At 40.2% G+C, this 24,117-nt stretch carries 18 protein-coding genes and 1 pseudogene; 16 read left to right on the top strand and 3 right to left on the bottom strand.

Annotation, left to right across the window (positions count from 1 at the left end):
- Positions 1-3 precede the first annotated feature (3 nt).
- From pepP to rlmB, 6 genes are all read left to right on the top strand, one after another.
- Positions 4-1,326 (top strand): Xaa-Pro aminopeptidase, encoded by a 1,323-nt coding sequence (gene pepP / locus DC53_RS14395; protein ID WP_033028880.1) that lies wholly within the window; start codon positions 4-6, stop codon positions 1,324-1,326.
- Between the two features lie 15 nt (positions 1,327-1,341).
- Positions 1,342-2,529 carry a 2-octaprenyl-6-methoxyphenyl hydroxylase gene (gene ubiH, locus DC53_RS14400; RefSeq protein ID WP_007587321.1) on the top strand — a complete coding sequence of 396 codons (1,188 nt, stop codon included), beginning with the start codon at positions 1,342-1,344 and terminating at the stop codon, positions 2,527-2,529.
- Positions 2,526-3,692 (top strand): FAD-dependent monooxygenase, encoded by a 1,167-nt coding sequence (locus tag DC53_RS14405; protein WP_033028879.1) that lies wholly within the window; start codon positions 2,526-2,528, stop codon positions 3,690-3,692. Before ubiH ends, DC53_RS14405 begins: the two co-directional genes overlap by 4 nt.
- A 430-nt stretch (positions 3,693-4,122) precedes the next feature.
- On the top strand, positions 4,123-4,857 hold the full coding sequence (locus tag DC53_RS14410; RefSeq protein ID WP_033028878.1) for an enoyl-CoA hydratase/isomerase family protein: 735 nt from the start codon (positions 4,123-4,125) through the stop codon (positions 4,855-4,857).
- Between the two features lie 201 nt (positions 4,858-5,058).
- Positions 5,059-7,554 (top strand): ribonuclease R, encoded by a 2,496-nt coding sequence (gene rnr / locus DC53_RS14415; RefSeq protein WP_007378378.1) that lies wholly within the window; start codon positions 5,059-5,061, stop codon positions 7,552-7,554.
- On the top strand, positions 7,551-8,294 hold the full coding sequence (gene rlmB, locus DC53_RS14420; RefSeq protein ID WP_007378377.1) for a 23S rRNA (guanosine(2251)-2'-O)-methyltransferase RlmB: 744 nt from the start codon (positions 7,551-7,553) through the stop codon (positions 8,292-8,294). The genes rnr and rlmB overlap by 4 nt, the downstream gene beginning before the upstream one ends.
- 489 nt (positions 8,295-8,783) lie before the next feature.
- On the opposite strand, the gene DC53_RS14425 is transcribed toward rlmB, so the two are convergent.
- Both DC53_RS14425 and DC53_RS14430 read right to left on the bottom strand, forming a co-directional pair.
- Complete coding sequence (locus DC53_RS14425; RefSeq protein ID WP_033028877.1) at positions 8,784-10,940, bottom strand: TonB-dependent receptor family protein; 2,157 nt, start codon at positions 10,938-10,940, stop codon at positions 8,784-8,786.
- Positions 10,941-11,223: 283 nt separating this feature from the next.
- Positions 11,224-12,069: a LysR family transcriptional regulator gene (locus DC53_RS14430; RefSeq protein WP_007378851.1), complete on the bottom strand. Its 846-nt coding sequence runs from the start codon at positions 12,067-12,069 to the stop codon at positions 11,224-11,226.
- Between the two features lie 126 nt (positions 12,070-12,195).
- Here DC53_RS14430 and DC53_RS14435 point away from each other — a divergent pair, with 126 nt between their 5' ends.
- The 7 genes from DC53_RS14435 to DC53_RS14465 all read left to right on the top strand — a co-directional run bounded on the left by DC53_RS14435 (position 12,196) and on the right by DC53_RS14465 (position 20,015).
- Positions 12,196-12,795, top strand: coding sequence for a hypothetical protein (locus tag DC53_RS14435; RefSeq protein ID WP_007378850.1), 600 nt, complete (start codon positions 12,196-12,198; stop codon positions 12,793-12,795).
- A 98-nt stretch (positions 12,796-12,893) separates the two neighbouring features.
- Complete coding sequence (gene gcvT, locus DC53_RS14440; RefSeq protein WP_007378849.1) at positions 12,894-13,976, top strand: glycine cleavage system aminomethyltransferase GcvT; 1,083 nt, start codon at positions 12,894-12,896, stop codon at positions 13,974-13,976.
- 73 nt (positions 13,977-14,049) lie between these two features.
- Positions 14,050-14,439, top strand: coding sequence for a glycine cleavage system protein GcvH (gene gcvH, locus DC53_RS14445; RefSeq protein ID WP_002958029.1), 390 nt, complete (start codon positions 14,050-14,052; stop codon positions 14,437-14,439).
- Positions 14,440-14,600: 161 nt separating this feature from the next.
- Entirely contained in the window at positions 14,601-17,492 is a 2,892-nt protein-coding gene (gene gcvP, locus DC53_RS14450) for an aminomethyl-transferring glycine dehydrogenase (RefSeq protein WP_033028876.1), read from the top strand.
- A 437-nt stretch (positions 17,493-17,929) separates the two neighbouring features.
- Positions 17,930-18,136, top strand: coding sequence for a hypothetical protein (locus tag DC53_RS21965; protein ID WP_045984481.1), 207 nt, complete (start codon positions 17,930-17,932; stop codon positions 18,134-18,136).
- A gap of 311 nt (positions 18,137-18,447) precedes the next feature.
- Positions 18,448-18,942 (top strand): hypothetical protein, encoded by a 495-nt coding sequence (locus DC53_RS14455; protein ID WP_033028874.1) that lies wholly within the window; start codon positions 18,448-18,450, stop codon positions 18,940-18,942.
- 203 nt (positions 18,943-19,145) lie between these two features.
- Entirely contained in the window at positions 19,146-20,015 is an 870-nt protein-coding gene (locus DC53_RS14465) for an ankyrin repeat domain-containing protein (protein WP_033028872.1), read from the top strand.
- A gap of 690 nt (positions 20,016-20,705) precedes the next feature.
- On the opposite strand, the pseudogene DC53_RS22955 reads toward DC53_RS14465, so the two are convergent.
- Positions 20,706-20,870 (bottom strand): annotated as a pseudogene (locus DC53_RS22955) (IS110 family RNA-guided transposase); the annotation flags it as partial.
- On the opposite strand from DC53_RS22955, the gene DC53_RS14470 reads away from it, so the two are divergent.
- The 3 genes from DC53_RS14470 (at position 20,864) to DC53_RS14480 (ending at position 23,854) form a co-directional block, all read left to right on the top strand.
- Entirely contained in the window at positions 20,864-21,541 is a 678-nt protein-coding gene (locus DC53_RS14470; protein ID WP_239462877.1) for a hypothetical protein, read from the top strand. The pseudogene DC53_RS22955 and the gene DC53_RS14470 overlap by 7 nt on opposite strands.
- Before the next feature lie 148 nt (positions 21,542-21,689).
- Positions 21,690-22,040 carry a hypothetical protein gene (locus DC53_RS14475; protein ID WP_239462876.1) on the top strand — a complete coding sequence of 117 codons (351 nt, stop codon included), beginning with the start codon at positions 21,690-21,692 and terminating at the stop codon, positions 22,038-22,040.
- Positions 22,041-22,543: 503 nt separating this feature from the next.
- Entirely contained in the window at positions 22,544-23,854 is a 1,311-nt protein-coding gene (locus DC53_RS14480; protein ID WP_033028871.1) for a hypothetical protein, read from the top strand.
- The last annotated feature ends 263 nt before the right edge of the window (positions 23,855-24,117 follow it).

The following is a 24,117-nucleotide window of genomic DNA, read 5'->3' as shown; positions in this document are numbered from 1 at the left end:
ATAATGGTTGAAGTACAAAAGTCAGAATTTAAAGCACGCCGTGAGCGTTTACTTGCGCAAATGGATAAAAATAGCGTTGCTATTATTCCTGCTGCAAGCGAAGTGACGCGTAGCCGCGATACCGAATATGCATTTAGACAAGATAGCGACTTTTTTTACTTAACCGGTTTTAATGAACCCGATGCTGTTTTAGTGCTTAGTAATAACAGCGACATACCTAGTACGCTCTTTTGCCTTGATAAAGATAAATTAGCCGAAATTTGGCATGGTCGTAGAATAGGCTTTGATAAAGCCAAAAGTGACTACTTGTTTGATGAAGCTTACCCACTAAGTGAATTAAACGATAAGCTACTCGATATACTAAATGCAAAAAATGCGATTTATTTTGCACAAGGTGCTTATCCTTCATTTGATACCAAAGTGTTTTCGTTACTAGGTACACTTCGAAGTGGTGCGCGAAAAGGCCTTAAAGCACCGAGTACTTTAAAAGAAATACGCGGCCTTATTCATGAAATGCGTTTGTTTAAATCGCCAAGCGAGATAGATGTTATGCGAGAAGGCTGTGAAATTAGTGCGCGAGGGCACATGCGCGCTATGCGTTTTTCACACCCCGGAGCTACTGAATTTCAGCTAGAGGCAGAGCTGCATCATCATTATGCCATGAATGGTGCGCCGCACCCGGCGTACGGCACAATTGTTGGTAGTGGCGACAACGCCAATATTTTACATTACACGCAAAATAGCGACGTATTAAAAAATGGCGACCTGGTACTTATAGACTCCGGTTGCGAGCTACAAGGTTACGCCGCCGATATTACCCGTACTTTTCCAGTAAATGGACAATTTAGCGAAGAGCAAGCCGCGCTTTATAATATTGTTCTTAAAGCGCAAGAAGTTGCTTTTGATGAAGTAAAACCCGGCGGGTTTATGTCGCATGCTAATAAACGTGCAATGGAAGTAATGACCCAAGGTTTACTTGATTTAGGTATTTTAACCGGCGACTTTGATGAGCTAATGGCAAAAGGGGCATGTAAAGAATATTACATGCACGGGCTTGGGCATTGGCTTGGTTTAGATGTACATGATGTTGGCGATTACAAAGTAAATAACGTTGAGCGTGCATTTGAGCCGGGTATGGTACTCACTATAGAGCCTGGGCTTTATATAAGCGAAGACTCAAGCGCACCGCAAAAATACAAAGGCATTGGTATTCGTATCGAAGATAACTTGCTAGTTACCGAAACCGGCCATGAAAACTTGACCCTAAGCGTACCTAAAAAAATTAGCGATATAGAAGCACTTATGCAAAGTGCTAAAAACGTATAAAGCTCGGAGAGTAAAGTGGCTAAGCAGTTTGATGTAGTTATTATTGGCGGTGGTTTAGCGGGAGCAAGCTGCGCATTAAGTGTGGCTAAAACTAATCCCGCGTTAAATATTGCCGTTGTAGAAGCTAATCAAGTAACCGGCGACTACCACCCAAGCTTTGACGACAGAAGCATTGCACTTGCTCAGCAATCGGTAGAGTATTTACAAAGCCTCAATTTATTTGAGCAAAATGCCCCTTACACCGCAGCAATCAAAAAAGTGAGCGTGTCTGATAGAGGCCACTTTGGCAAAGCGCACATTAATTGCGACGAATTTGCTAAGCCCTCACTTGGTTACGTAGTAGAAGTAAATCCATTTGGCCGAGCGCTTCACCTGCGTTTAACGCAGTCAAATATTACGCTTTTGTGCCCCGATAGCGTAACTGCCATTGAGCAAACTCTGCATAGCAATACACTCACCCTACAAAGCGGCGAGCAATTAAACGCAGCGCTATTGGTTATTGCTGATGGCGCACAATCACCAACACGTAGTTTACTTGGGCTTGGTTTTAATACCCAGCCTTATGAACAAGGCGCTATTATTGCTAATGTAGAAGTGGCTGGTGGGCATAATAATCATGCCTTTGAGCGCTTTACACAAAACGGGCCTATGGCGTTATTACCCATGAGCAATAACCGTTATTCGTTAGTATGGTGTATGCGTCAAGATCAAGTCGAACAGCACATGGCACTTAATGAACAAGACTTTATAAGTGCACTGCAAAGCGCGTTTGGTTATCGCGGTGGGCAATTTACTAAAGTAGGCATGCGCACGAGTTACCCGCTCGTTTACGGGCAAGTTGAGTCTTTAATTGCGCACCGTACAGTGGTTATTGGTAATGCTGCACATGCTATTCATCCTATTGCAGGGCAAGGTTTTAATTTGGGCCTTCGCGACGTGCAAGTACTTAGTAATTTAATAGCAAACAGCCAACACGATTTAGGCAGCTATGCGTTTACACGTGAATATTCAAAAAAGCGCAGTGATGATATAAAAACCGTAATGAGTTTAACCGATGCACTTGTTAGGCTTTTTTCAAACTCATCGCGAGTGCTCGCATTGGGGCGCAGTATTGGGTTGTTTTCGATGGATTTATTTCCCGCATTAAAAGCGCCATTAGCCAAACAGTTAATGGGGCAAGTTAAACAAGGTAGGCGTTTATGAAGCAAGCACAGGTTTGTATTGTAGGTGGTGGCTGCGTAGGGTTGACACTGGCACTTGGATTGGCAAAAGCCGATATAAGCGTCGTTGTACTCGACGGCGCACCAACACAAGCGTTGCCAACTGACGAATATGGTTTGCGCGTAAGTGCGCTAAGCATTGCAAGTCAAACCTTGCTTGAGCAATTAAACGTATGGCCCGAAATTATCGCACAGCGAGCGTGCGCTTATACGCATATGGATGTACGTGATGCCGACAGTTTTGGCAAAATAGCGTTTGATAACGAACAACTTGAGCTTGAGCATTTAGGCCATATTGTTGAAAACGATATTATCCGCTACGCGCTTATAAAAGAGCTAGAGCAACAACCAAGTGCAACACTAATGTTTGATACGCAATATCAGCAAATACATCAAAGCGAATCTGATGTATTTATAACGCTTAAAAGCGGCGAGCCAATTATTGCAAAACTGCTGGTGGCGGCTGATGGTGCAAATTCAGCTATACGTAAACAATTTAATATGGCGCTGAGCTTTAAAGATTACGATCACCATGCGCTAGTTGCGACTGTTAAAACTAAAGAGCCGCACGCAAATACCGCACGCCAAGTGTTTTTACCAACCGGGCCACTGGCATTTTTACCTCTGAGCGATGCAAATACGCATTCAATAGTATGGTCTACAAGCCCAAACCACTGCGATGAGCTGCTTGCAATGGACGATTGTGCCTTTAATAAAGCCGTTATGGCTGCAATAGATGGTCAATGCGGTTTGTGTGAAGTGCAAAGTAAGCGCGCTGCTTTCCCACTTAAAATGCGCTACGCTCAGCAATGGGTTTCAGGCAAAGTGGTACTCATTGGCGATGCTGCACATACAATCCATCCACTTGCAGGGCTTGGTATGAACCTAGGCCTAAAAGATGCGGCTTATTTAATTGAGCTTTTAACAAGTGATAGCAAGGAGTTTGCAAGCACTCGCACACTGCGCGATTACGAGCGCACTCGTAAGCTCGATGCACAAAAACACATAGCCATGATGCAAGGGCTAAAAGAGTTATTTGAAGGGACTAATCCGTTTAAAAAGCTTATTCGCGGAGTAGGGTTGTCGCTAGTTGATAACCTAGGGCCAATAAAACACTTGTTCGCCAAAGAAGCGATAGGAAAGTAAAACATCGACAATAAGTTTTGTAAAGAACGATGCTTAATTTAAGAGCGCCTTTTTTAATGTTTATATTGAGTTAAATTAAGTGCTTCTTATTTTTTGAAATTCATCCAAACTAAACACTTGAATTCAAGACGATTAATTACCAAACCTCGAATTTTATAAGCGCCAAGTTAAACATACCGCTGGAAATTTAACCTCAAAAAATAAACATGCCTTATACCAATCCGCAATAATACTTAATCAATTTGAGGGATTAAATCTGACACTAACTGTGTTAAAATTTTCTGATATAGAACAACTAATTTGCCTTATAATCGACAAGGTTTTCTTGCCCCAAAATAGACCACTTAATTAATCGAGTTGGTATTATTGATAACTATAAAAATAATGAACTGCGCTTAAAGTTAACTTAAAAAGCAAAAAAGAGGATTTAATGGCAAATTTAATAGAACTAACAACTAAAAATAACACCGCTATACTCACCATGAATACCGCTGAAAACCGTCATAATCCAGCGTTTTTGGCTGAGTTTAATTTACACCTAGACCACATTGAAGCAGATCAAAATATTAAGTCAGTTATTTTAACGTCCTCGAGTGATAAAAATTGGTCATTGGGCATCGACCTTCAATGGATGTCCAATCCAAGTATTTTACCTGCAGCTATTTCTGACTTTATGATTCAAATAAGTGACTTGTTTAAGCGCATAGTTACTTTTCCTACGCCTATTATTGCTGCGTTAAACGGGCATACCTATGGCAATGGTTCGGTGCTTGCGTGTGCGTGCGATTTTAGATTTATGAAGTCAGATAAAGGCTTTTTTTGTTTTCCTGAAGTGGATGTTATGGTGCCGTTTGTTCCGTCGATGTTTCCTATAATTAATAAAGCAATTTCGCAAACATTCTTTAATCGTCTAGCTATGTCAGGAGAGCGGGTTGGTGCAGAGCAGCTGCTAGAGAACAAAGTAGTTGAAGCTGTGTTTGCAAATAATGACGAACTACAAGCGGGTGCACTTGAGTTTGCCCAGCAGTTTAATAAAAACCGTTGGATTTACGCTCAAAATAAAACACAAATGAATAAGCAGATTTTACTTACGATGAAAGAAGAAGACCCAAGCTTTATTGATAATATAAGTAAACTGCTGTGGAAAAACCTACAAAAAAAATAGTATAAGTCTTAGTATTGTTACTAGATGACTAAATGCTTTGCAGTTAAGGGATCGTTAAGCTCCATTGCGCTAGATTTTTCAACTATACACCAAGGTAAACAGTAAGGTAAAAGTGCTTTCTTAAAAGTTTAATAGCTTTTACCTGTCTCATTATAACTATATGGGTTAAAATACCTACATAACCAACTAACAAGATAGTGAATGTCAAACCAAGATCCAAATCTCAGTCGAGAACAAGAAAAGTACGAAAACCCAGTCCCTAGTCGTGAGTTTATACTTACTCACCTTCAAGAGCGTTCAAAGCCTGCTAACTACGCGCAATTATGTGAAGAACTAGCAGTAAACGATGACGAACGCCAAATAGCATTTAAACGCCGCCTTCGCGCTATGGAGCGTGACGGACAGCTGTATTTCAATAAATTTAAATGCTACGCCCTAATTGACGAAGCCGGTTTAACCAAAGGCAAAGTAATAGGCCACAGAGACGGTTTCGGCTTTTTAGAAGTTGAAGGCGAGAGTAAAGATTGGTTCATTGCTAAGCACCAAATGAATATGGTGTTACATGGCGACATTGTACTAGCTAAAGGCACTAAACGTGGTTCTGGCTCAAAATGCGATGCACGTATTATAAAAGTGCTTACTAACGAGCGCGCGCCAATTGTTGGCCGTTACTTTGTTGAGCACGGTGTTGCTGTGGTAGTCGCTGAAGACCCGCGCATAACGCAAGATATAATGATTTTACCAGGCAACGAAAACGGTGCCCGCCATAACCAAATGGTGCAGGTTAAAATTACGCAAAATCCAAGCCGTAACATGAACGCGGTAGGTAAAGTTATAGATGTACTTGGTGAGCATTTAGCCCCAGGTATGGAAATTGAAGTTGCACTGCGCAATCACGATATTCCACATGTATGGCCAGAAGAAGTTGAAGCACAAGTTGCTCACCTAGGTGAATTTGTTGAAGAAGCTGACAAACAAGGTCGCGTAGATTTACGTGATTTACCACTTGTAACTATTGATGGCGAAGATGCACGCGACTTTGATGACGCCGTATACTGTGAACCTAAAAAATCAGGTGGCTGGCGCTTATGGGTTGCCATTGCCGATGTATCGCATTACGTAGGAATGAACACGCCGCTTAACAAAGAAGCAATTTTGCGTGGTAACTCAGTGTATTTTCCTGAGCAAGTAATTCCGATGCTACCAAAAGTGCTTTCTAACGGATTATGTTCGCTTAATCCAAAAGTAGATCGCTTATGTATGGTTGCCGAAATGACCGTATCGAGCGCGGGTAAACTTTCGGGTTATAAGTTTTACGAAGCCGTGATGAACTCGCATGCACGTTTAACTTACACCAAAGTAAATGCCATTTTACAAAACGACGAAAAACTACGCGAAGAATACTCAGCCGTTGTGCCACATTTAACTGATTTACAGCAAATGTACATGGCACTTAAAGCAGCACGCCAAGACCGTGGTGCCATTGAGTTTGAAACCCTAGAAACACGTTTTGTATTTAACGCTCAACGTAAAATAGAATCAATAGTGCCTGTTATTCGTAACGACGCGCACAAACTCATTGAAGAATGTATGATTTTAGCCAACGTATCGGCGGCTAAAATTCTTGAAAAGCATGAAGCGAGTGCGCTTTATCGTGTGCATGACGAACCAGACCAAGAAAAACTAGGTAACTTTACTAAGTTTTTAGGCGAGTTAGGTATTGAAAGTACATTAAGCGACGAGCCAACACCAAAAGAAATAACGCAAGTATTAGCGCGACTAGGTGACCGCCCAGAAGCTGAACTTATTCAAACTATGTTACTGCGTTCAATGAAACAAGCTGTATATCAGCCAGATAACATTGGTCACTTTGGTTTAGCGTTATCGGCTTACGCGCATTTTACATCGCCAATACGTCGTTACCCAGATTTAGTCGTGCATCGTGCTATTAAAGCAGTAATAAAAGCACAAGGTCAGCAAACGTCTGGCGAATATGCTTATACAGACGACGAAGTTGATCAACTAGGTGAGCAGTGTTCTACAACAGAGCGCCGCGCCGATGATGCAACTCGCGAAGTAGCCGACTGGCTTAAATGTGAGTTTATGCAAGATCACGTAGGTGACGAGTTTAACGGTGTTATTTCATCGGTCACTAACTTTGGCTTGTTTATTCGTTTAGATGATTTACAAATTGATGGGCTTATTCACGTTACTAATTTAGGCGATGAGTTTTTTGCACATGATGCTGCAAAACACACCCTAATAGGTGAGCACTCGCATACTGTTTATCGCCTTGGCGATAAAGTAACAGTTAAAGTTGCATCGGTTAGTTTAGACGATCGCCGTATAAACTTAACGCTTAAAGGCGATGTTGCACAAGACAGATACTCACGTCGTCGTGCACCTAAAAAAGGCTCAGGCAAATCTGAGCATGCGCCAGCAAGTGTGCGTTCGCAATTAAAAGCAGGCAAAGTACCGGGTAAAAAGTCGCACAGCGATGACAAACCAAAAGGTAAAAAAAAGCCAGCAAATAAAGATAAAGGCAAGCCTGCAAATAAGTCTGCAACAAAACCTGCAGATAAAAAAGCAGCAGACACTGCCGTAAAGAAAAAACCGAAGAAAAAGGCCGTTAAAAAGCCTAAAAGAGCAGGCAAAAATGCCCGTAAACGTACTAGCCCAGGAGCAGACAATACGTGAGTAATGAATTAATTTTTGGCTTTCATTCTGTTGAAGCAATTTTAGAAAGCGAACCAGAGCGCTTTGTAGAAATTTATGCCCTTAAAGGTCGTGACGACAAACGCTCAACTCCGATTATTGATGAAGCACGTAAATTTGGTATTTCAGTACAGTTTATGCAGCGCAAAGCCCTTGATAGCAAATCAAAAGGTGAGCAGCATCAAGGTATTATTGCTAACGTAAAAGCAGCGCCAACGTTTAACGAAAAAGATCTTGATGCGATAATCGCTCGTGAAGACACACCGTTTTTACTGGTGCTTGATGGTATTACCGATCCGCATAACTTAGGCGCATGCCTGCGTAGTGCAGACGCTGCTGGTGTTCACGCTATCATTGTACCTAAAGATCGCTCTGCAAAGCTTAACGGCACAGCGCGTAAAGTAGCTTGTGGCGCAGCCGAAACAGTACCGCTTATTCAAGTGACTAACCTCGCGCGTACGCTTCGCGAAATTAAAGATGCAGGCGTATGGGTTGTAGGCACTGCTGGCGAAACTGATAACCACGTATTTGATGCAAGCTTAACAGGCCCAATGGCTATTGTTATGGGTGCAGAGGGCGAGGGCATGCGACGCTTAACGCGTGAGCATTGCGATATGCTTGTTAAAATTCCAATGGCAGGTACAGTTTCAAGCTTAAACGTATCGGTAGCCACGGGTATTTGTTTGTTTGAAGTTTTACGCCAACGTAACGCAAATAACTAATACCTAATAAATAATACCTAATTAAAATTAAGTATTAAAAAAGCCGAGATTGAAATTCAATCTCGGCTTTTTTGTGTCTGTAATTTACGCTTTAACTTTACACCAATTGATGCTCTATTATAGCGATAGGAAAATAGCTCTATAGTAATACCAAGCTGCATAAATCTTTGATCAATTTAACGAATTAAATTGCACTATAACGTCGTTAAAAATTTTTTATTTAGAACAACTAGATACAAAAATTATTGCCTAGTTCTAGTGTAATTTTCTTAACGTTAAATAGACCTCATATATAAGCAGATTGGTATAAGGCAAAAATAACAAAATATAGTGTTCTTATATGAGTTACTTTTAACGTAGCTAGTGAACTATTTCTCCTATACAAAGCGCAGGTAAACGGTTTAATAACAAGGTAATAGTTTAGATGTGTAGTGCTTTTACATAAAAAATTATTAACGCTGTTAGTGAACCGTTTAACCAGCTTTTAATTTAGAATGAGTAAGTGTAGCCCATCTGTACAGTACGCGGCTTACCTGGCTGAATGCCACCGTTTGAACGGTTAGCAACGTATGTTTTATCAAACAAGTTATCAACGCTTAGGTATACTTTTTGATTTTCATCGATTAAGTATTTAGCGGCTAAATCCCATACTACGCGGCTATCAATTGCGTTTAAGCCCGCCTCAGTTAAGTTAGCATGCGCATCAGATACGTAACGTATTTGGCTGTTAACTACAAACGCAGAAAACTCTGCACCTAACGATAACGCTACTTGGTTTTCTGGTACGTAAGGCATTGCATCGCCTTTTTCTACCGCGCCCCAAATTTCTGAATCAAAATCGTTTTTAAACTCAGAGTCTGTGTAGGTGTATGTTAATTTAACTGGGAACATAGCTGTATCAGTTGCAAACGTACGTGCTGCACTAAATTCAAAGCCTGCTACTTCTACTTCACCGTAGTTGTATTGGTCGCCAATGTTGTCGTCGCTACAACCAACCGCTGCAGTACAGTTACCGTGCATGTTGTCGTAGTCAGAATAAAAGGCAATTATTTCACCACTAAAGCTATCCATGTTGAAGCGAGAGCCAAACTCAATGTTTACGCTTTCTTCTTCTTCTTGGTCTGCATTACCAGGTGCTGCTGGCGCATAACCTTTTTGAATGCCCGCAAGTAGCGTTACGTTTTCGTTAAGCGTGTAAGTAGCACCTAACGACGGAACTAAAATTTCGGTATCGTTCGACACATCTTTAGTTAAACCGTTGCTGCGCGTTGGATCTGATTTAGACCACTCTTCACGCGTAATAGTAATGTCTTCATAACGAAGACCAGCACTTATTACTAATGCATCAATTGTCCACTCGTCTTGAATAAACAAGGTGCTTGCTTCGGCACTATCTACGCGGTTGCTATCAGAGCCCGGAACGCCTTGCTCTGTAAGCGTTAAGCTTAGGTCTTGATTAAGTGTGTATTTGTCTTCCCACTGAAAACGATCCATTTCGTCTTCGTGGTAACGCACACCAACAGTGATGTAATGATCGCCTGCCGGAATATGTAATTCAGACTGAATACCCTTAGCTTGGTAATCGCGATTATTAGCTTTAACAGCAATACCTTCAATGCCTTCGCTTGTCGGGTTTGCTTCAAATTCGCTGTATTGCTCAAGGTAGCTTTCGCTTACTTTGCTGGCTTTGTACCAGTTGCGATGAAAATCGTTTAAGTAAGCGGTTGCTAAAAACTCATAGCCATCACCAAAACGGTACGCGTAGTTAAGTTGATATGCGTTGTGGCGCGTATTCATTTCATCGTTTTGCGATGCAGCATAACGACGGTAAGGACTCTGTTTATAATCTTCGTCAGTTAAGCCCATGTATGTTTCGTCTGATGTTTCGTCAGAGTACTTAATTTTTAGCTCAAGATTATGCGCATCGTTTTGACCAAACGTGTGGCCAAACTTTAATAGTAAATCTGTTTTTTCAAAACCGGTGTTGTCATTACCTACTGGCAGCTCTTTAAAGCCATCTGCGCCGTAAGTAAATACTTCAATTAAACCTGCTGTGTTATTTTTTTCTTTACCAAAGTAAGCGTGGCCTTTGTAGTAACCGTCGCTACCAAGGGCTGCATCTACCATACCTTTTGAGCTATTTGGCTCAGTGGGTAAGCTGCGAGAAAGTAAGTTTAAAACACCACCCGTAGTACGCGGGCCGTACTTAACTGAGGCTGCGCCTTTTAATACTTCAATAGATTCCATACGACCCATAGTAGGGAAGTAGTAAGCAGAAGGTGCCGAATATGGCGCTGGTGCAACTAACACACCGTCTTCCATTACTGATATTTTATCGTTACGGCCAGTACCTGTACCGCGCATACCAATATTAGGACGAAGGCCGTAGCCATCTTCTTCTTGCACGTAAACGCCTGGAACAGATGCTAAAACGCGAGAAATATCGGTAAACTGGAATTTTTGAAGCTCTTCTTCAGAAATAAACGTAGCCGAACCAGGAATATCGTTAATTGCCTGCTGAGAGCCAATAACGGTAATTTGTTCAAAGCGTTGTTCTTTATTGCTGGTGTCTTTTGCTATTGCAGTAGCGCTAAAAGACAAAGCAACCGCAGTTGCTAGGGTAGATACTAAAAATTTAGGGTTCATTGTGTTCCTAATTATGTCAATTATCCAAATTGGCGTAATTGGAACACGTTAACGAATACGAATCAATGTTATTAACTATTTAATGATTCAGTTTTTTAGAACTAAAAACACCTACTTATGCAACTTAGTTAACTAAATTATTTCTTTTGTAGCAGTTTGTAATTACTTAACTAGTTATAAAGTTTGAACTGGGTATATTTACTTTTAAGCGCTTTATATTAACTAGTTTAGATGTGATTATCGTTAATTCATTTTATTTTTCAATTGGTTATGTTTATTGGTGTTAGCCTAAGCGTAGTGCGATAAACTCAGCAAGTTTATCTACTGCATTTTCCGACTCGCCCGAACTTTTAACCAAACTAATACCAATATTACCAAGAGCAGGTAAATGCTTGGTTTGAACTTGATAGTTAAGTTCACTCGGTACTGTGCTTTTAGCAAGTACCGTAATACCTAAGCCTTCTTTTAACGCGGCAATAAGACCGGTTAAATCGGCGTTGCTATAGACAATTCGGTATTTTATACCTGCACTTTTTAATGCATCAGTAGCACGGCGACGATAAATACACCCCTCTGGTGCGGTAACTAGCGTAACCACGTCGTTTTGTGCAAGTGATAAATCGCCTACCCATACGAGTTTGTCTTGCATAAAAATAGGGAATTTTTCAGAGCTGAGACGCTCATTTAGCGCCAGCACTAAATCAAACTGATCTTGCCTTGAGGCCGAAAGCAAATGTTTACTTAAACGCGATTTAACTTCTAACGATACCTCTGGGTAGAGTGCCACAAAGTCGCCAATAATTGAGGGTAAAATACGCGCTGCAAATTCGCTCGGAATACCTAAGCGCACTTTACCTGCAATGTTTTCTGAGGTGAACTGCTGCAAAATAGCATCGTTGTGCTGCATCATCTGCTTTGCCATAGGCAGTAATAGCTCGCCGTACTGGTTTAATACTTGGCGCTGTCCTTGTTTTTTAAATAGTTTATAGCCAAGCACATCTTCTAAACGTTTTATTTGTAGGCTTACCGCAGGTTGCGATAGGCCAAGTAAGTCGCCTGCTTTAGCAAAACCACTCACTTCAACTACCATTACAAAGGTGCGTAAACTGTCGGTTGATATGTTTTTCATATTTATAATTACAATTTATATGGCTATATATATAAGTATTATTTATCAATTGATAAATAATTACAATTTGTTGTTACACACCTCGCGCAATATACTTTTAGCATTGAAAATACACAGGTGTTTGTTATGACTTTTAACCCAATAATGTTTGCCCGCCACAGCAACGCAAGTAGTGCGGTTACTAACGCTTTGCAAGCAAACAGCAGCAATGTTGTAATGGATTTTAGTGGCACCGAAACCAGTGTATTTTTAAGTTCTATTTTAGGCCTTGATTTAACTAAGCTTACCGCCAGCGGTTTAGGCTTAAAAGGCACGCTTGATGGCGACTATAATTCTGACTACAGCTTTGCTGTTTATTACTTTAGTGAAACTGCGTTTAGATTCGTACTGCCACACAGCGCAAGCCTTCAATTACAAGCGCTTATAAATGAGCAACAACTTCGTTTTGATATCGATTATGTAATGCGAACCGACCTAGCTACTTTTACTCTAAGCGGTAGCAATGCATTTGACACCCTAGTAAATGCTTTTAAATTAACACCAGGTTTGCGCCTTTCTGACGCGCAACTTTGTTACGGTGCACAAAGCGGTGATGTATTTATTACCGCCATTGATAATAACGACGAACAACACTTTGTATTAGTCGCTAAACAACAAGAATTACAAAAATGGCAAAGCTACATGCAAGCGCAAGGTTTTGCACTTATGCATAGTGAAGCCGCATAACGAATACAAACAACAGGTAAGCATAACAATGCTTGCCTGTTTTTATATCTATTTAAGCCACGCCCTAAACAGGGTTAATTTAAACGTGAAGGAATGTTATGACTTCTAAAACTGTACTACATGCTAAGCACCTAGAAGCGGGCGCAAAAATGGTTGATTTTCATGGCTGGGAAATGCCAATCAACTACGGCTCACAAATAGAAGAACACAATAGCGTGCGTACCGACGCTGGTATGTTTGACGTATCACATATGACTATTGTTGATATTGAAGGGCCTCAAGCAAAAGCATTTTTACGTAAGCTAGTAGCTAACGACGTTGCAAAATTAACCGTACCAGGTAAAGCGCTTTACACAGGCATGCTTAACGAGCAAGGCGGTGTAATAGACGACTTAATTATTTATTTCTTTAGCGAAACGTTTTACCGCCTAGTTGTTAACTCAGCAACGCGCGAAAAAGACCTAGCGCATTTAGCTAACATATCGAGCGACTTTGACGTCACTGTTACAGAGCGCCCAGAGTTTGCAATGATTGCAGTACAAGGCCCTAACGCTAAAGCAAAAACAGCCACTCTTTTAAATGCTGAGCAACAAGCCGCTGTTGAAGGTATGAAGCCATTTTTTGGTGTTCAAGTAGGTGATTTATTTATTGCCACAACGGGTTATACTGGCGAAGACGGTTACGAAATAGTAGTACCGAACGACCAAGCAGCCGATTTATGGCAACAACTGGTAGACGCAGGTGTAGCGCCTGCTGGTTTAGGTGCACGCGACACGCTACGTTTAGAAGCAGGTATGAACCTTTACGGCCTAGATATGGACGAAAGCGTATCACCACTTGCAGCTAACATGGCATGGACCATTGCATGGGAACCAGAAGATCGCGACTTTATTGGTCGTGACGTGCTTGTTAAGCAACGCGCAGAAAAAAGCACTGACAAACTTGTTGGCTTAGTGTTTGAAGAAAAAGGCGTTTTGCGTAGCGGTTCTAAAGTAATTGTTGATGGTGGTGAAGGGGTTATTACCTCAGGTACTTTCTCACCAACACTTGGTTTTAGTGTAGCCCTTGCACGTGTACCACGTTCAACAGGCGATACAGCTCAAGTAGAAATGCGTAAAAAATTAGTAAACGTTAAAGTAGTAAAGCCTAGCTTTGTACGTAACGGTAAATCAATAATTTAAATAATTTGGTTATACCAATCACAATCATTATTTTGATTGGTATCCTCCCAATATAAACCAAAGGACAAATAAAATGAGCAACATTCCTAGCGAGTTAAAATACGCACCTTCACACGAGTGGGTTCGTAACGAGGGCGACGGTACATTTACTGTTGGTATTTCTGAGCATGCACAAGAACTTCTTGGCGACATGGTATTTGTTGAATTACCAGAAGTTGGCGACGAAGTAGACGCCGGCGAAGACTGTGCAGTAGCAGAGTCGGTTAAAGCGGCATCAGATATTTACGCACCGATCAGTGGCGAAATTGTTGCTATTAATGAAGAACTTGAAGACTCACCAGAAACAGTAAACAACGACGCTTATGGCGACGGTTGGTTATTCCGTATTAAAGCATCTGACGAGTCTGAGCTAGACAACTTATTAGACGCTGAAGGTTACTCGCACACTATCGACGAAGAATAATCATTTTTTGAAGATAACTAAAAGCCCCGTTTAATGTATAAAAATGGGGCTTTTATGATTTTACAGCTCACAACCCCATACTGAGTGAACTGTTAAATCGTCAAATATTTTAATTAATGCTAGTTACCCATTAGCATTTAGGATCATAGGAATCTGGACACATGTCAAACGCCAAATCTCTTGAAGAACTAGAGCAAAAGCAAGATTTTATTCGCCGCCATATTGGGCCAAGCCCAGCACAAGTAAGCGATATGCTAAGTGCTTTAGAAGTATCGAGTGTGCAAGAGCTCATTGACCAAACTGTACCGGCTAGCATTCGTCTAGAGCAACCGTTAACAGTTGGACAAAGCCGTACTGAAGTTGAAACACTAAGCTACTTAAAATCAGTAGCAAGCAAAAATAAAGTTTTCAAATCGTACATTGGCCAAGGCTACCACCCAACTAACGTACCGCACGTAATTTTACGTAACGTACTAGAAAATCCAGGTTGGTATACAGCGTACACACCGTATCAGCCGGAGATTGCACAAGGGCGTTTAGAATCATTATTAAACTTCCAAACTATGACCCTAGATTTAACTGGTCTTGATTTAGCAAGTGCATCACTACTTGACGAATCAACAGCCGCTGCAGAGGCTATGGGCCTTGCAAAACGCGTATCAAAAGCTAAAAAAGCCAATGCCTTTTTTATTGCCGACGACGTACACACACAAACAATCGACGTAGTAACAACGCGTGCCGAGCAGTTTGGTTTTGAAATAATTGTAGGTAAAGCAGAAGATGCCGTAAACCACGATATTTTTGGCGCATTGTTCCAATACCCAACTACATCAGGCGAAGTGGTAGACATAACTGACCTAATTGCTGGCGTACAAAGCAAAAAGGCCATTGCCTGTGTTGCTGCCGACATAATGAGTTTATTACTATTAAAAGCACCGGGTAAGCTAGGCGCAGACGTAGTACTTGGTTCGGCTCAACGTTTTGGCGTACCTATGGGTTACGGCGGCCCACACGCTGCATTTTTTGCAACACGTGACGCGTACAAACGTTCATTACCAGGTCGTATTATTGGTGTATCTAAAGACCGTTTAGGTAACGACGCACTACGTATGGCAATGCAAACGCGCGAACAACACATTCGTCGCGACAAAGCCAACTCAAACATTTGTACAGCGCAAGTATTACTTGCCAACATGGCAGCGTTTTATGCGGTATACCACGGTCCACAAGGCTTAAAAACTATCGCGCAGCGTATACATCGCTTTGCTGATATTTTAGCAAGTGGTCTTAAAGCTAAAGGCATCGCACTTAAGCACAGCACTTGGTTTGATACGCTAACAGTAGTAAGCGATAGCAAAGACGACGTAATAGCGCGTGCAATTGCAAAAGGCGTAAACTTTGCAACAAATCTCGAAGGCGAGTACTCAATTTCGGTATCAGAGACAACAACACGTGCCGATATTACTGAGTTATTCGATATTATTTTAGGCGAAGGCCATGGCCTAAGTGTTGACGCTATTGCAGCCGACGTTGAAGCAAATGGCAGCGAGTCAATCCCTGCAAGTTTAGTACGTGACGACGAAGTACTAACGCATCCAAACTTTAACAGCTACCACAGCGAAACAGACATACTTCGCTACATTAAGCGACTAGAAAGCAAAGACTTATCGCTTAATCACTCAATGATCTCGTTAGGCTCATGTACCATGAAACTAAACGCGACTGCTGAGATGATCCCAATTACGTGGCCTGAGTTTGCAAACCTTCACCCATTCTGCCCGCTAGATCAAGCAGAGGGTTACCAAATAATGATTAACGAGCTACACGACTGGCTAGTAAACATTACCGGTTACGATGCAGTATCACTTCAGCCAAACTCTGGCGCGCAAGGTGAATATGCAGGCTTAATCGCGATTCGTAAATATCACGAGTCACGCGGCGATGCACACCGTAATGTATGTTTAATCCCAAGCTCTGCGCACGGTACTAACCCTGCATCAGCGCAAATGGCGAGCATGAAAATTGTGGTAGTTAACTGCGACAAAAACGGTAACGTAGACATGGCCGACCTTAAAGCGAAAGCTGAGGAAGTGTCTGAAAACTTATCGTGTATTATGATCACATATCCGTCTACGCATGGTGTATACGAAGAAACAATTCGCGAAATTTGCGACATTATTCATGAGCACGGCGGCCAAGTTTACATGGACGGCGCAAACATGAACGCGCAAGTTGGCGTAACAAGCCCAGGCTTTATTGGCTCAGACGTATCGCACTTAAACTTGCATAAAACGTTTTGTATTCCACACGGTGGCGGTGGCCCAGGTGTTGGCCCAATTGGTGTTAAATCGCACCTTGCGCCGTTTATGCCAAACCACAGCGTAATTAACGTACCAGGTACTAACATCGGTAACGGTGCGGTATCGGCAGCGCCTTACGGCTCAGCTGCTATTTTACCTATTTCATGGGCTTACATCACCATGATGGGGTCAGAGGGCTTAAAACAAGCCACTGAAATGGCTATCGTTAATGCTAACTACTTAACGCATGAGCTAAGCAAGCACTTCCCAATTTTATACCGTGGCCGTAACAACCGTGTTGCTCACGAATGTATTGTTGACTTACGCCCGCTTAAAGAGCTATCAGGCATTACTGAAATGGACGTAGCTAAGCGCTTGCAAGACTACGGCTTCCATTCACCAACTATGTCGTTCCCAGTAGCTGGTACATTAATGATTGAGCCAACTGAGTCTGAATCAAAAGGTGAGATTGACCGTTTTATCGAAGCAATGGTGTCGATTAAAGGCGAAATTGAAAAAGTAATCTCTGGCGAATGGTCAATCGAAAACAACCCGCTAGTGTTTGCACCGCATACACAAGGCGACGTATTAGGTAACGAATGGGACCGCGCGTACGACCGTTTTTACGCTGCATTCCCAGTGCCTGCAGTGGCTAAAAACAAGTTCTGGCCAACGGTTACACGTATAGATGACGTATACGGCGACCGTAACTTAGTATGTTCATGCCCTGCGGTTGAGACTTATCGCGACTAAGAGCACAGACTAATTTTTTGACCTTTAATGGGTAGTAAGTTCCATTATAGTTTGAAAATTTATCAAAATTATAAAAGCCGTTGCAGCAATGCAACGGCTTTTGTGTGTGTTTAAACATTGTAGACGCACAGCTTGCTGGCGTGTTGGGCGAAGCCCAAAAGGTGTTTAACTGTTGTTGGCGAACAGCTTGCTGACGCGCGGGCGATAGCCCGAATAAGTATTTAAATAGGTGCTAGAGGTTACTATTACAGATAACGCGAATACGTTTGGTACTTCTAGAAATTAGAAACCTTATTCAAGGTTTTGTCGCGCTGGCGACAGCAGCCAAAGAGGGGCTGCCGCTGGTCCCTCTCTGGACACTCTCAGCGCACCCGAGCATCACGCTTAATCCTTCAAACCACAATCGATGTGAACGTAAACGTCATGAAAGCACATCCATGTGCAAGCATGGCTTTCATTTCATCCATGAAATGCATTACTCATCAATTGCTTATTTTCAGGGCGTGATGACGGGGAAGGGTGTTAAACGTGAGGCTGGTGTTTGGTCTTGGCAAGAAACAAGAGCAGGCCCTCCGCATTATGAATCAGTATCTGGGTTGAAGTTATTCAGAAAAATGAAAACTTACACTCAAGCACTCTACTGACAATATCATTTGGAGTCACAGCGCAAACTCTAATTAACCAGATAAATTATTTATTAGAAACAACTCAGCGGCTACAGTTGTTTTTATTTGATGAAAAGTCGAACTCCGTAAATTAATTATAGCCGCAATGATGTTTTCTGATGGAGTGCATTAATTCGATAAAAGACCATTCAATTTATAGTTAAATGGTATTCATCTACTAGGATTAAGTAAATTCGTATACGTGTTAAAGATAAGTTTTTATTTTAATGGTACTTCATCTCATTCTCATTTGTGTTACCATTTACGTGACAACTTAGACAAGGACGAATATGAAAATTAATATTTATTTTTTAAGCTTTTTGCTTGCGGTTTTTTCTGACACTGCAATTGCTGACTTTTGTTATGATGGTGAAGATATTGGTTTAACTGATTTTTATTGCAAATTTGCAGTAACTGAAGAAACTAGGGACTTTGTTTGCGGTGATCATCCACAAGATACCCCTAGATGGACACAAACAGTGAATTTTGATGCTAATGATGTTGTTGCAGTAGATCCTATAGAATCATTTCATTTTGATGTGAACTGTACTGGGAAAGAAATTGTATACAGAGATGACCAATGTGAAGAAAATGCAAAGCTAACTATTGAGTCCTGTAAAGATACGTATTTTTTAACCACAACTGCTGCTGGCGTCCTTTGTGGACGTATAACTTGGGGGATAGGAGCATCTTTTTGCGGAGCAGTTGGTTCGGCCCTTGTTCATAAAGCAATAAAGTGGTGTGATGTTCAAGGTGAAAAATTACTACAGAATTGTACAAATTAATAAAGGGGGAATAACTTGCAATATTTAAAGTCTGCCAGTGTAATCGTTTTTTGGCTGTTGGTATATTTCTATCTTAAATCTAATGGCTTCATTGAACAGGATTTCATTCCCAATAATATTGAGTATGTGTTTGTAGGGTTGTTAGTCTATGTAGAGGTTAGGTTACTTGTAATGAAATTAGATAGGAAATCTGAAACAAAAAAATGAAAAAATATATAACAGTATTTGCTTGCGTTACTTCCTTTTTTTTTGGGGTTGTCACTACCTTATGGTTTGTAAAGTCAAATGATATAGGATCTTTTAACACATATAGAAAATTAGATAACTCTTCTATTTTGATAACTGAGTCTGAAAGTGGCGCTCCCAAAAAGATTATTGATTCCAAAATGAATACTGAAAAAACTCAAAAGGTAAAGCTGCCTAATTCTAATGTACTATCCATTGCGGATATTTATAAAGAATCAAAAAGTAGCGGTGTTACATTGACGGACCAATTAATAAAAATGTTAGATGCAGGTGAGCTAAGTGAGAGTGACATACAAAGGAGGAATGAAAAAGGCATTTCCATTTTAGATTCGATAATTCGTATGAAAGGACATGATGCGGGATTGCTTTTTAATAAATTGGCTGAAATGCAATTTGATCTTAACTTTTCCTCAATGCTTGATTATTCAGTCAGGCATAACCCTAAGAATTTTGAAGTTCTTATTAACTTAGGGTTAGATCCCTATGGCCGAAATGATGACAACACAACTTTGTTCAATAGCGCTTTAGCAAATGGAAATTATGAATTAGCAGAATATCTATCAATTTTGGGTGTAAAATTTGAAAAGTTTTCTATAAATAGTGAAGAAAACAGTTTTGATGATACTCATACAGAATCTGTTATTTATTCATTATTACAAAGAGGTTCTTCATCAAAAAATAAACCTAAAACAATAAGATTCCTATTAGAGTACAACTTATATACAAGCTCAGAAATTACTGAAGTTGTCAGTAATTTGTATGAAGTTGAGATCTTTAAAGTTGATGATAGGTTTAAACCTCTAAGAGACGCTCTATCTAAGCAGTAGATTAGTTTTCAGTGTGAAGGTTAACCTTCACACTGACTATTTGAATCCATACTCATGAATTCATCAACTATCCTGTATAGCTGAGGAAACCTAGTTTTAACTTCGTATAAGTACATTAAAAGCTTTTGATTGTTGGTTTCGCAATTTAGATAAAAAGGTATGTTTATTAGGTGGTTAGAAAAAAATGGTGGTATGATTTCAACATGACCGGCACTGTTACGAAAACCAAAGGGGTCACCCATTAGAAAGTTCCGGTCAAGCACGCAGCTGTGTTTTCTTGATCTTTTTATTCAAAAACCAAGTGTTCTTATTATTTAAACTCAATTTAAATATGACTACGCACCTAGTAATGACGTCGATTGGTGTGAATATGCACCGTTCCTTGAATAAAGAACGCCATATGTATTTAGGCAGTCTAATTAAGCATTATTGATGATTAATTAAGGCCCTTGGCTTTCGCCTCAGTCATCGTTTAGTACCAATGTCAGTCCAGTTTCTGGCTGTGTCTACACACTGCGCTGTAACAAGTCTGTGGTTTATGCTTACACATAACCAACCCTTTGTGGCTCAAACATTGGGCATATCCAGTATTTAAAATATGAGCGGTTAACGTGCAGGCTCAATCAAATCTAATGGTTTTACCAACCCCATTACTAGCTCAACACGTTAACCTAATTTGTTTTATAGACGCTAAGCAAACGCCTTGTGTTCATCGAATGGTACATTGTCTTTAAGCACGTGATAACACGCTCTTGCAAGCTTATGCGCAACTGTTTTAATAGCGACTACCTTGTTTGCTTTAGCCAGCTTTCGTTGATAATATTTTTTAACTGTTGGGTTATAACGAATTGCAAAACAAAGCGGTGCTGGTGGATGCTGATAATTACTTACTGCACGTTAGTCGTTACATACATCGTAACCCAATAGAAACAAGTACACCGTTAGTAGATGAGCTAATTGACTATAAATGGTCTAGCTATTCAGCTTTTATCAAAAAAACAGCGACGCCAAAATGGTTAGTTCGAGACTTTATATTTTCGCTTCAAGGAAAAAAGCTCAAATATGCTGCGTACAAACAGTTTGTTGAATATGAAAACAATAAAGAAATAAGTGCTTTTTATGGCGCTAAAAAGTTATTTTCGGTGTTGGGCGGCGATGAATTTATTCAGAATATTAAGGGGTATATTGCAAAATCAGACAACGAAAAAAGCGTTGTTGTTCAGAGGCGTTCAACTGATGATGTTGTTGCGTACTTAGCTAAATATTTTTGTATAGATACACATGATATTGTAACGGTTAAGAAAGGGCGTAGAGAGAAAAACTTACCTTGTATGTTTGCCATAAAGTTATGCCAAGATTTAACAGGGCAAAATTTGAAAGCGTTAGCCGTTGTTTTTAATGTTCAACATTATTCAGCCATATCCCAAACGGTATGCAGGCTAAATAAGTTAATAATTGCAGATGATAAGGTCAACTTACAGTTCGAAAAACTTCGAGATAGTTTGATGTATGAAGTCAAAGTTTAACTCATTTGGTTTTTTGGTCTGCCCTCTGGAGTAACAAGTTTACTATGGTGCGGTATTGTAGTTGGAGGAGGTACGGGTAGCTAGATAGAAAATATTTCTCAGGAAAAGGAGATAAATTGGGAGGGGTTTTATATGAAAAGATCGAAAAGTGACTATTGATATCGAACTTTTTGGCTTACTTTTATTTGGGATTGGTCTAGGTGTCATTTTTATCATTTTTTTACCGTTAGCCTTTTATTTAAAAGGGGAAAAGCTCAGAACGGTTGAAGATATTTTAGAGTCAGGAAATCGTTACTATTCCCTAAATATTTTTATGGTGATCCATGGTTTACTTCATTATGGCAGTGTATTTTTATTTGATTGTTATGCAAAACGTTATAATTTATTAAATGATAGAAACAAGGTACCAGCTCAAGTCTCCATACTATTTAAAGTGTATTTTGCAATTTTTATGCTTTGCGTACTTTTAATTTTTTTACCTATATTATTTTGTGAATAATTACTTTAGCCGATAGAAAAATCAAAGGGGCACCCATTAGAAAGTTCCGGTTAAGCAGGCAGCTGTGTTTTCTTGATCTTTTTATTCAAAAACCAAGTGTTCTTATTATTTAAACTCAATTTAAATATGACTACGCACCTAGTAATGGCGTCGATTGGTGTGAATATGCACTGTGTGCTGGGTAATAACGCCGTGAAAACATATCCATGCTTGCCTATTTTCAGGGCATGGTGACGGGGAAAGGTGTTAAACGTGATACTTGTTTTGGTCTTGGCAGAAACAAGACCTGACACTTAGCATTCTTCTGTATTCTAGGTTTTAGCGAGTAACTTTAGTTTTAATAAATGTTTAACTTTGCAGGGATGACTATTTGTTGGTTTTATTTGTGAGGTGTATGTTTTATTTTTGTTTACAAATCATTTCAATTTAGTTACTTGCTAACCTGTTTTTGACCTATTTAAATTGAGATAATGAAATGGAATAAACATAATGGACTAATAAGAATGAATAAATTTATACTTACCCCACTCGCTATTGCACTTTCTTTAACGCTCAGCGCATGTGGCGGCTCTTCATCAGAGGGGAACTCTGTAAGCTCATCAAATGGCGGCAGCACTGCTCAGCTTCAAACCATTTCATTACAAACATTAACTCGCCAGTGTGGAACCGATTCTGCGTATCAAACTGATGTGGTATTTCACAATGATGATGGTGATGCTATCGGCTCTGTTAAAACCGACGCCCAAGGTAGTTTTTCAGGTGAACTACCTTCTGGTACAAAACATGTATCAGTACTGGGTGATGTTGTTGATGAAGCCGATGGTGCTTATACGCACATATTTACAGAGCTTGATATTGAAAATAGAACTAATTTAGGTAAATACCATTTTAATAAGTTTAGCGAAAGCTGTGGTTGTCGCGCAGTGAGCATAGATACATCTGAACTAAATACAATACCTAATGATTACAGGGTGTATCAATACGAAGGCTCAGAAATTTCAGATTCTGTTTTTATTTGCCCAACGACAGAAAACCTTTACCTTACCGCAAAATCTTACTTTTCAAATGACGCTAAAGTGGCTGTTATTGAAGTTCCGCAAAATGCGTCTGTGATAAAAATAACGGATACAGATTTTAGCCATGATGGTGTGGAGGTGGCTAATCAAGGCAGTTTTAATGCAGCTTCTGTTAGTACTCGAGGGTATATAGAAGATATAAATTCCTATGAGTTTGTACAGTTTACATACATTAACTCCCCTGAACCGCTATTTGTTTTCCCAACGGTGACTGAGCATAACTTTTATGTACAAACAGATTCATCGGTTGAGCCAACAAGAGTTGATGGTGCCCGAATCGACATGCATAGTTATGCTCGAAGTAGTGTAGATTCAGATGGTAGTTATGAGTTGACAGAGCTACCTACTATAACCGAAGACTTAGGATTCAGTTTACTTCAATTTACTGAAAGCAATGATTCAAGCTTTGATTTTAGTAATGTTGATAGCCGATTTGCAAGAGCAGTATGGGATTACAGCTTTTTGGTTGATGATGAAGCAGAAAGCCGATTTGATTGGACAATAAGAGGTGGCATAAGCGGTCAAATTCCAGATTTATCTTTTGGTACTGTGTTTCCTGAACCTACTGATGAAGTTATATTAGAAGAACTCACATTATTTCTGTTTGGTTACGCAGGTAATGCAACTGATGCAAACAGTTATGCAAAGCTTTTAGATACGATTACTGAAGGCGGGCATTTAACTAAGCCTGAATTTAGTAATTACGTATATGTATTTTTAAATGCTGAATTAGATTAATAATTACGTTTAATTTTGTATTATAAGGCCACATTTGTGGCCTTATAAATTATGATATTTTTTCTTTTAATAGTTATGAAGGTTTATTGGATAACACCATGCTCTCAATTAATGGCACCGTAACATAAGCACTCCACTTTACTGTTAAGTTACTTTTTTAGTAGGCGGTGTTTGGCATGACAAATTTTTTACTTGAAATCCAAAAGGACCAAACCTTGAGGAACCCCACATTTTTATCCGAACGACAAGTACTCACCACAACC

Origin of the sequence: Pseudoalteromonas fuliginea (genome assembly GCF_000690055.1) — a bacterium.
Lineage (GTDB): Bacteria > Pseudomonadota > Gammaproteobacteria > Enterobacterales > Alteromonadaceae > Pseudoalteromonas > Pseudoalteromonas fuliginea.
Note: the sequence above shows the minus strand (reverse complement) of the source record. Positions and strands in the feature narration are given on the sequence as shown.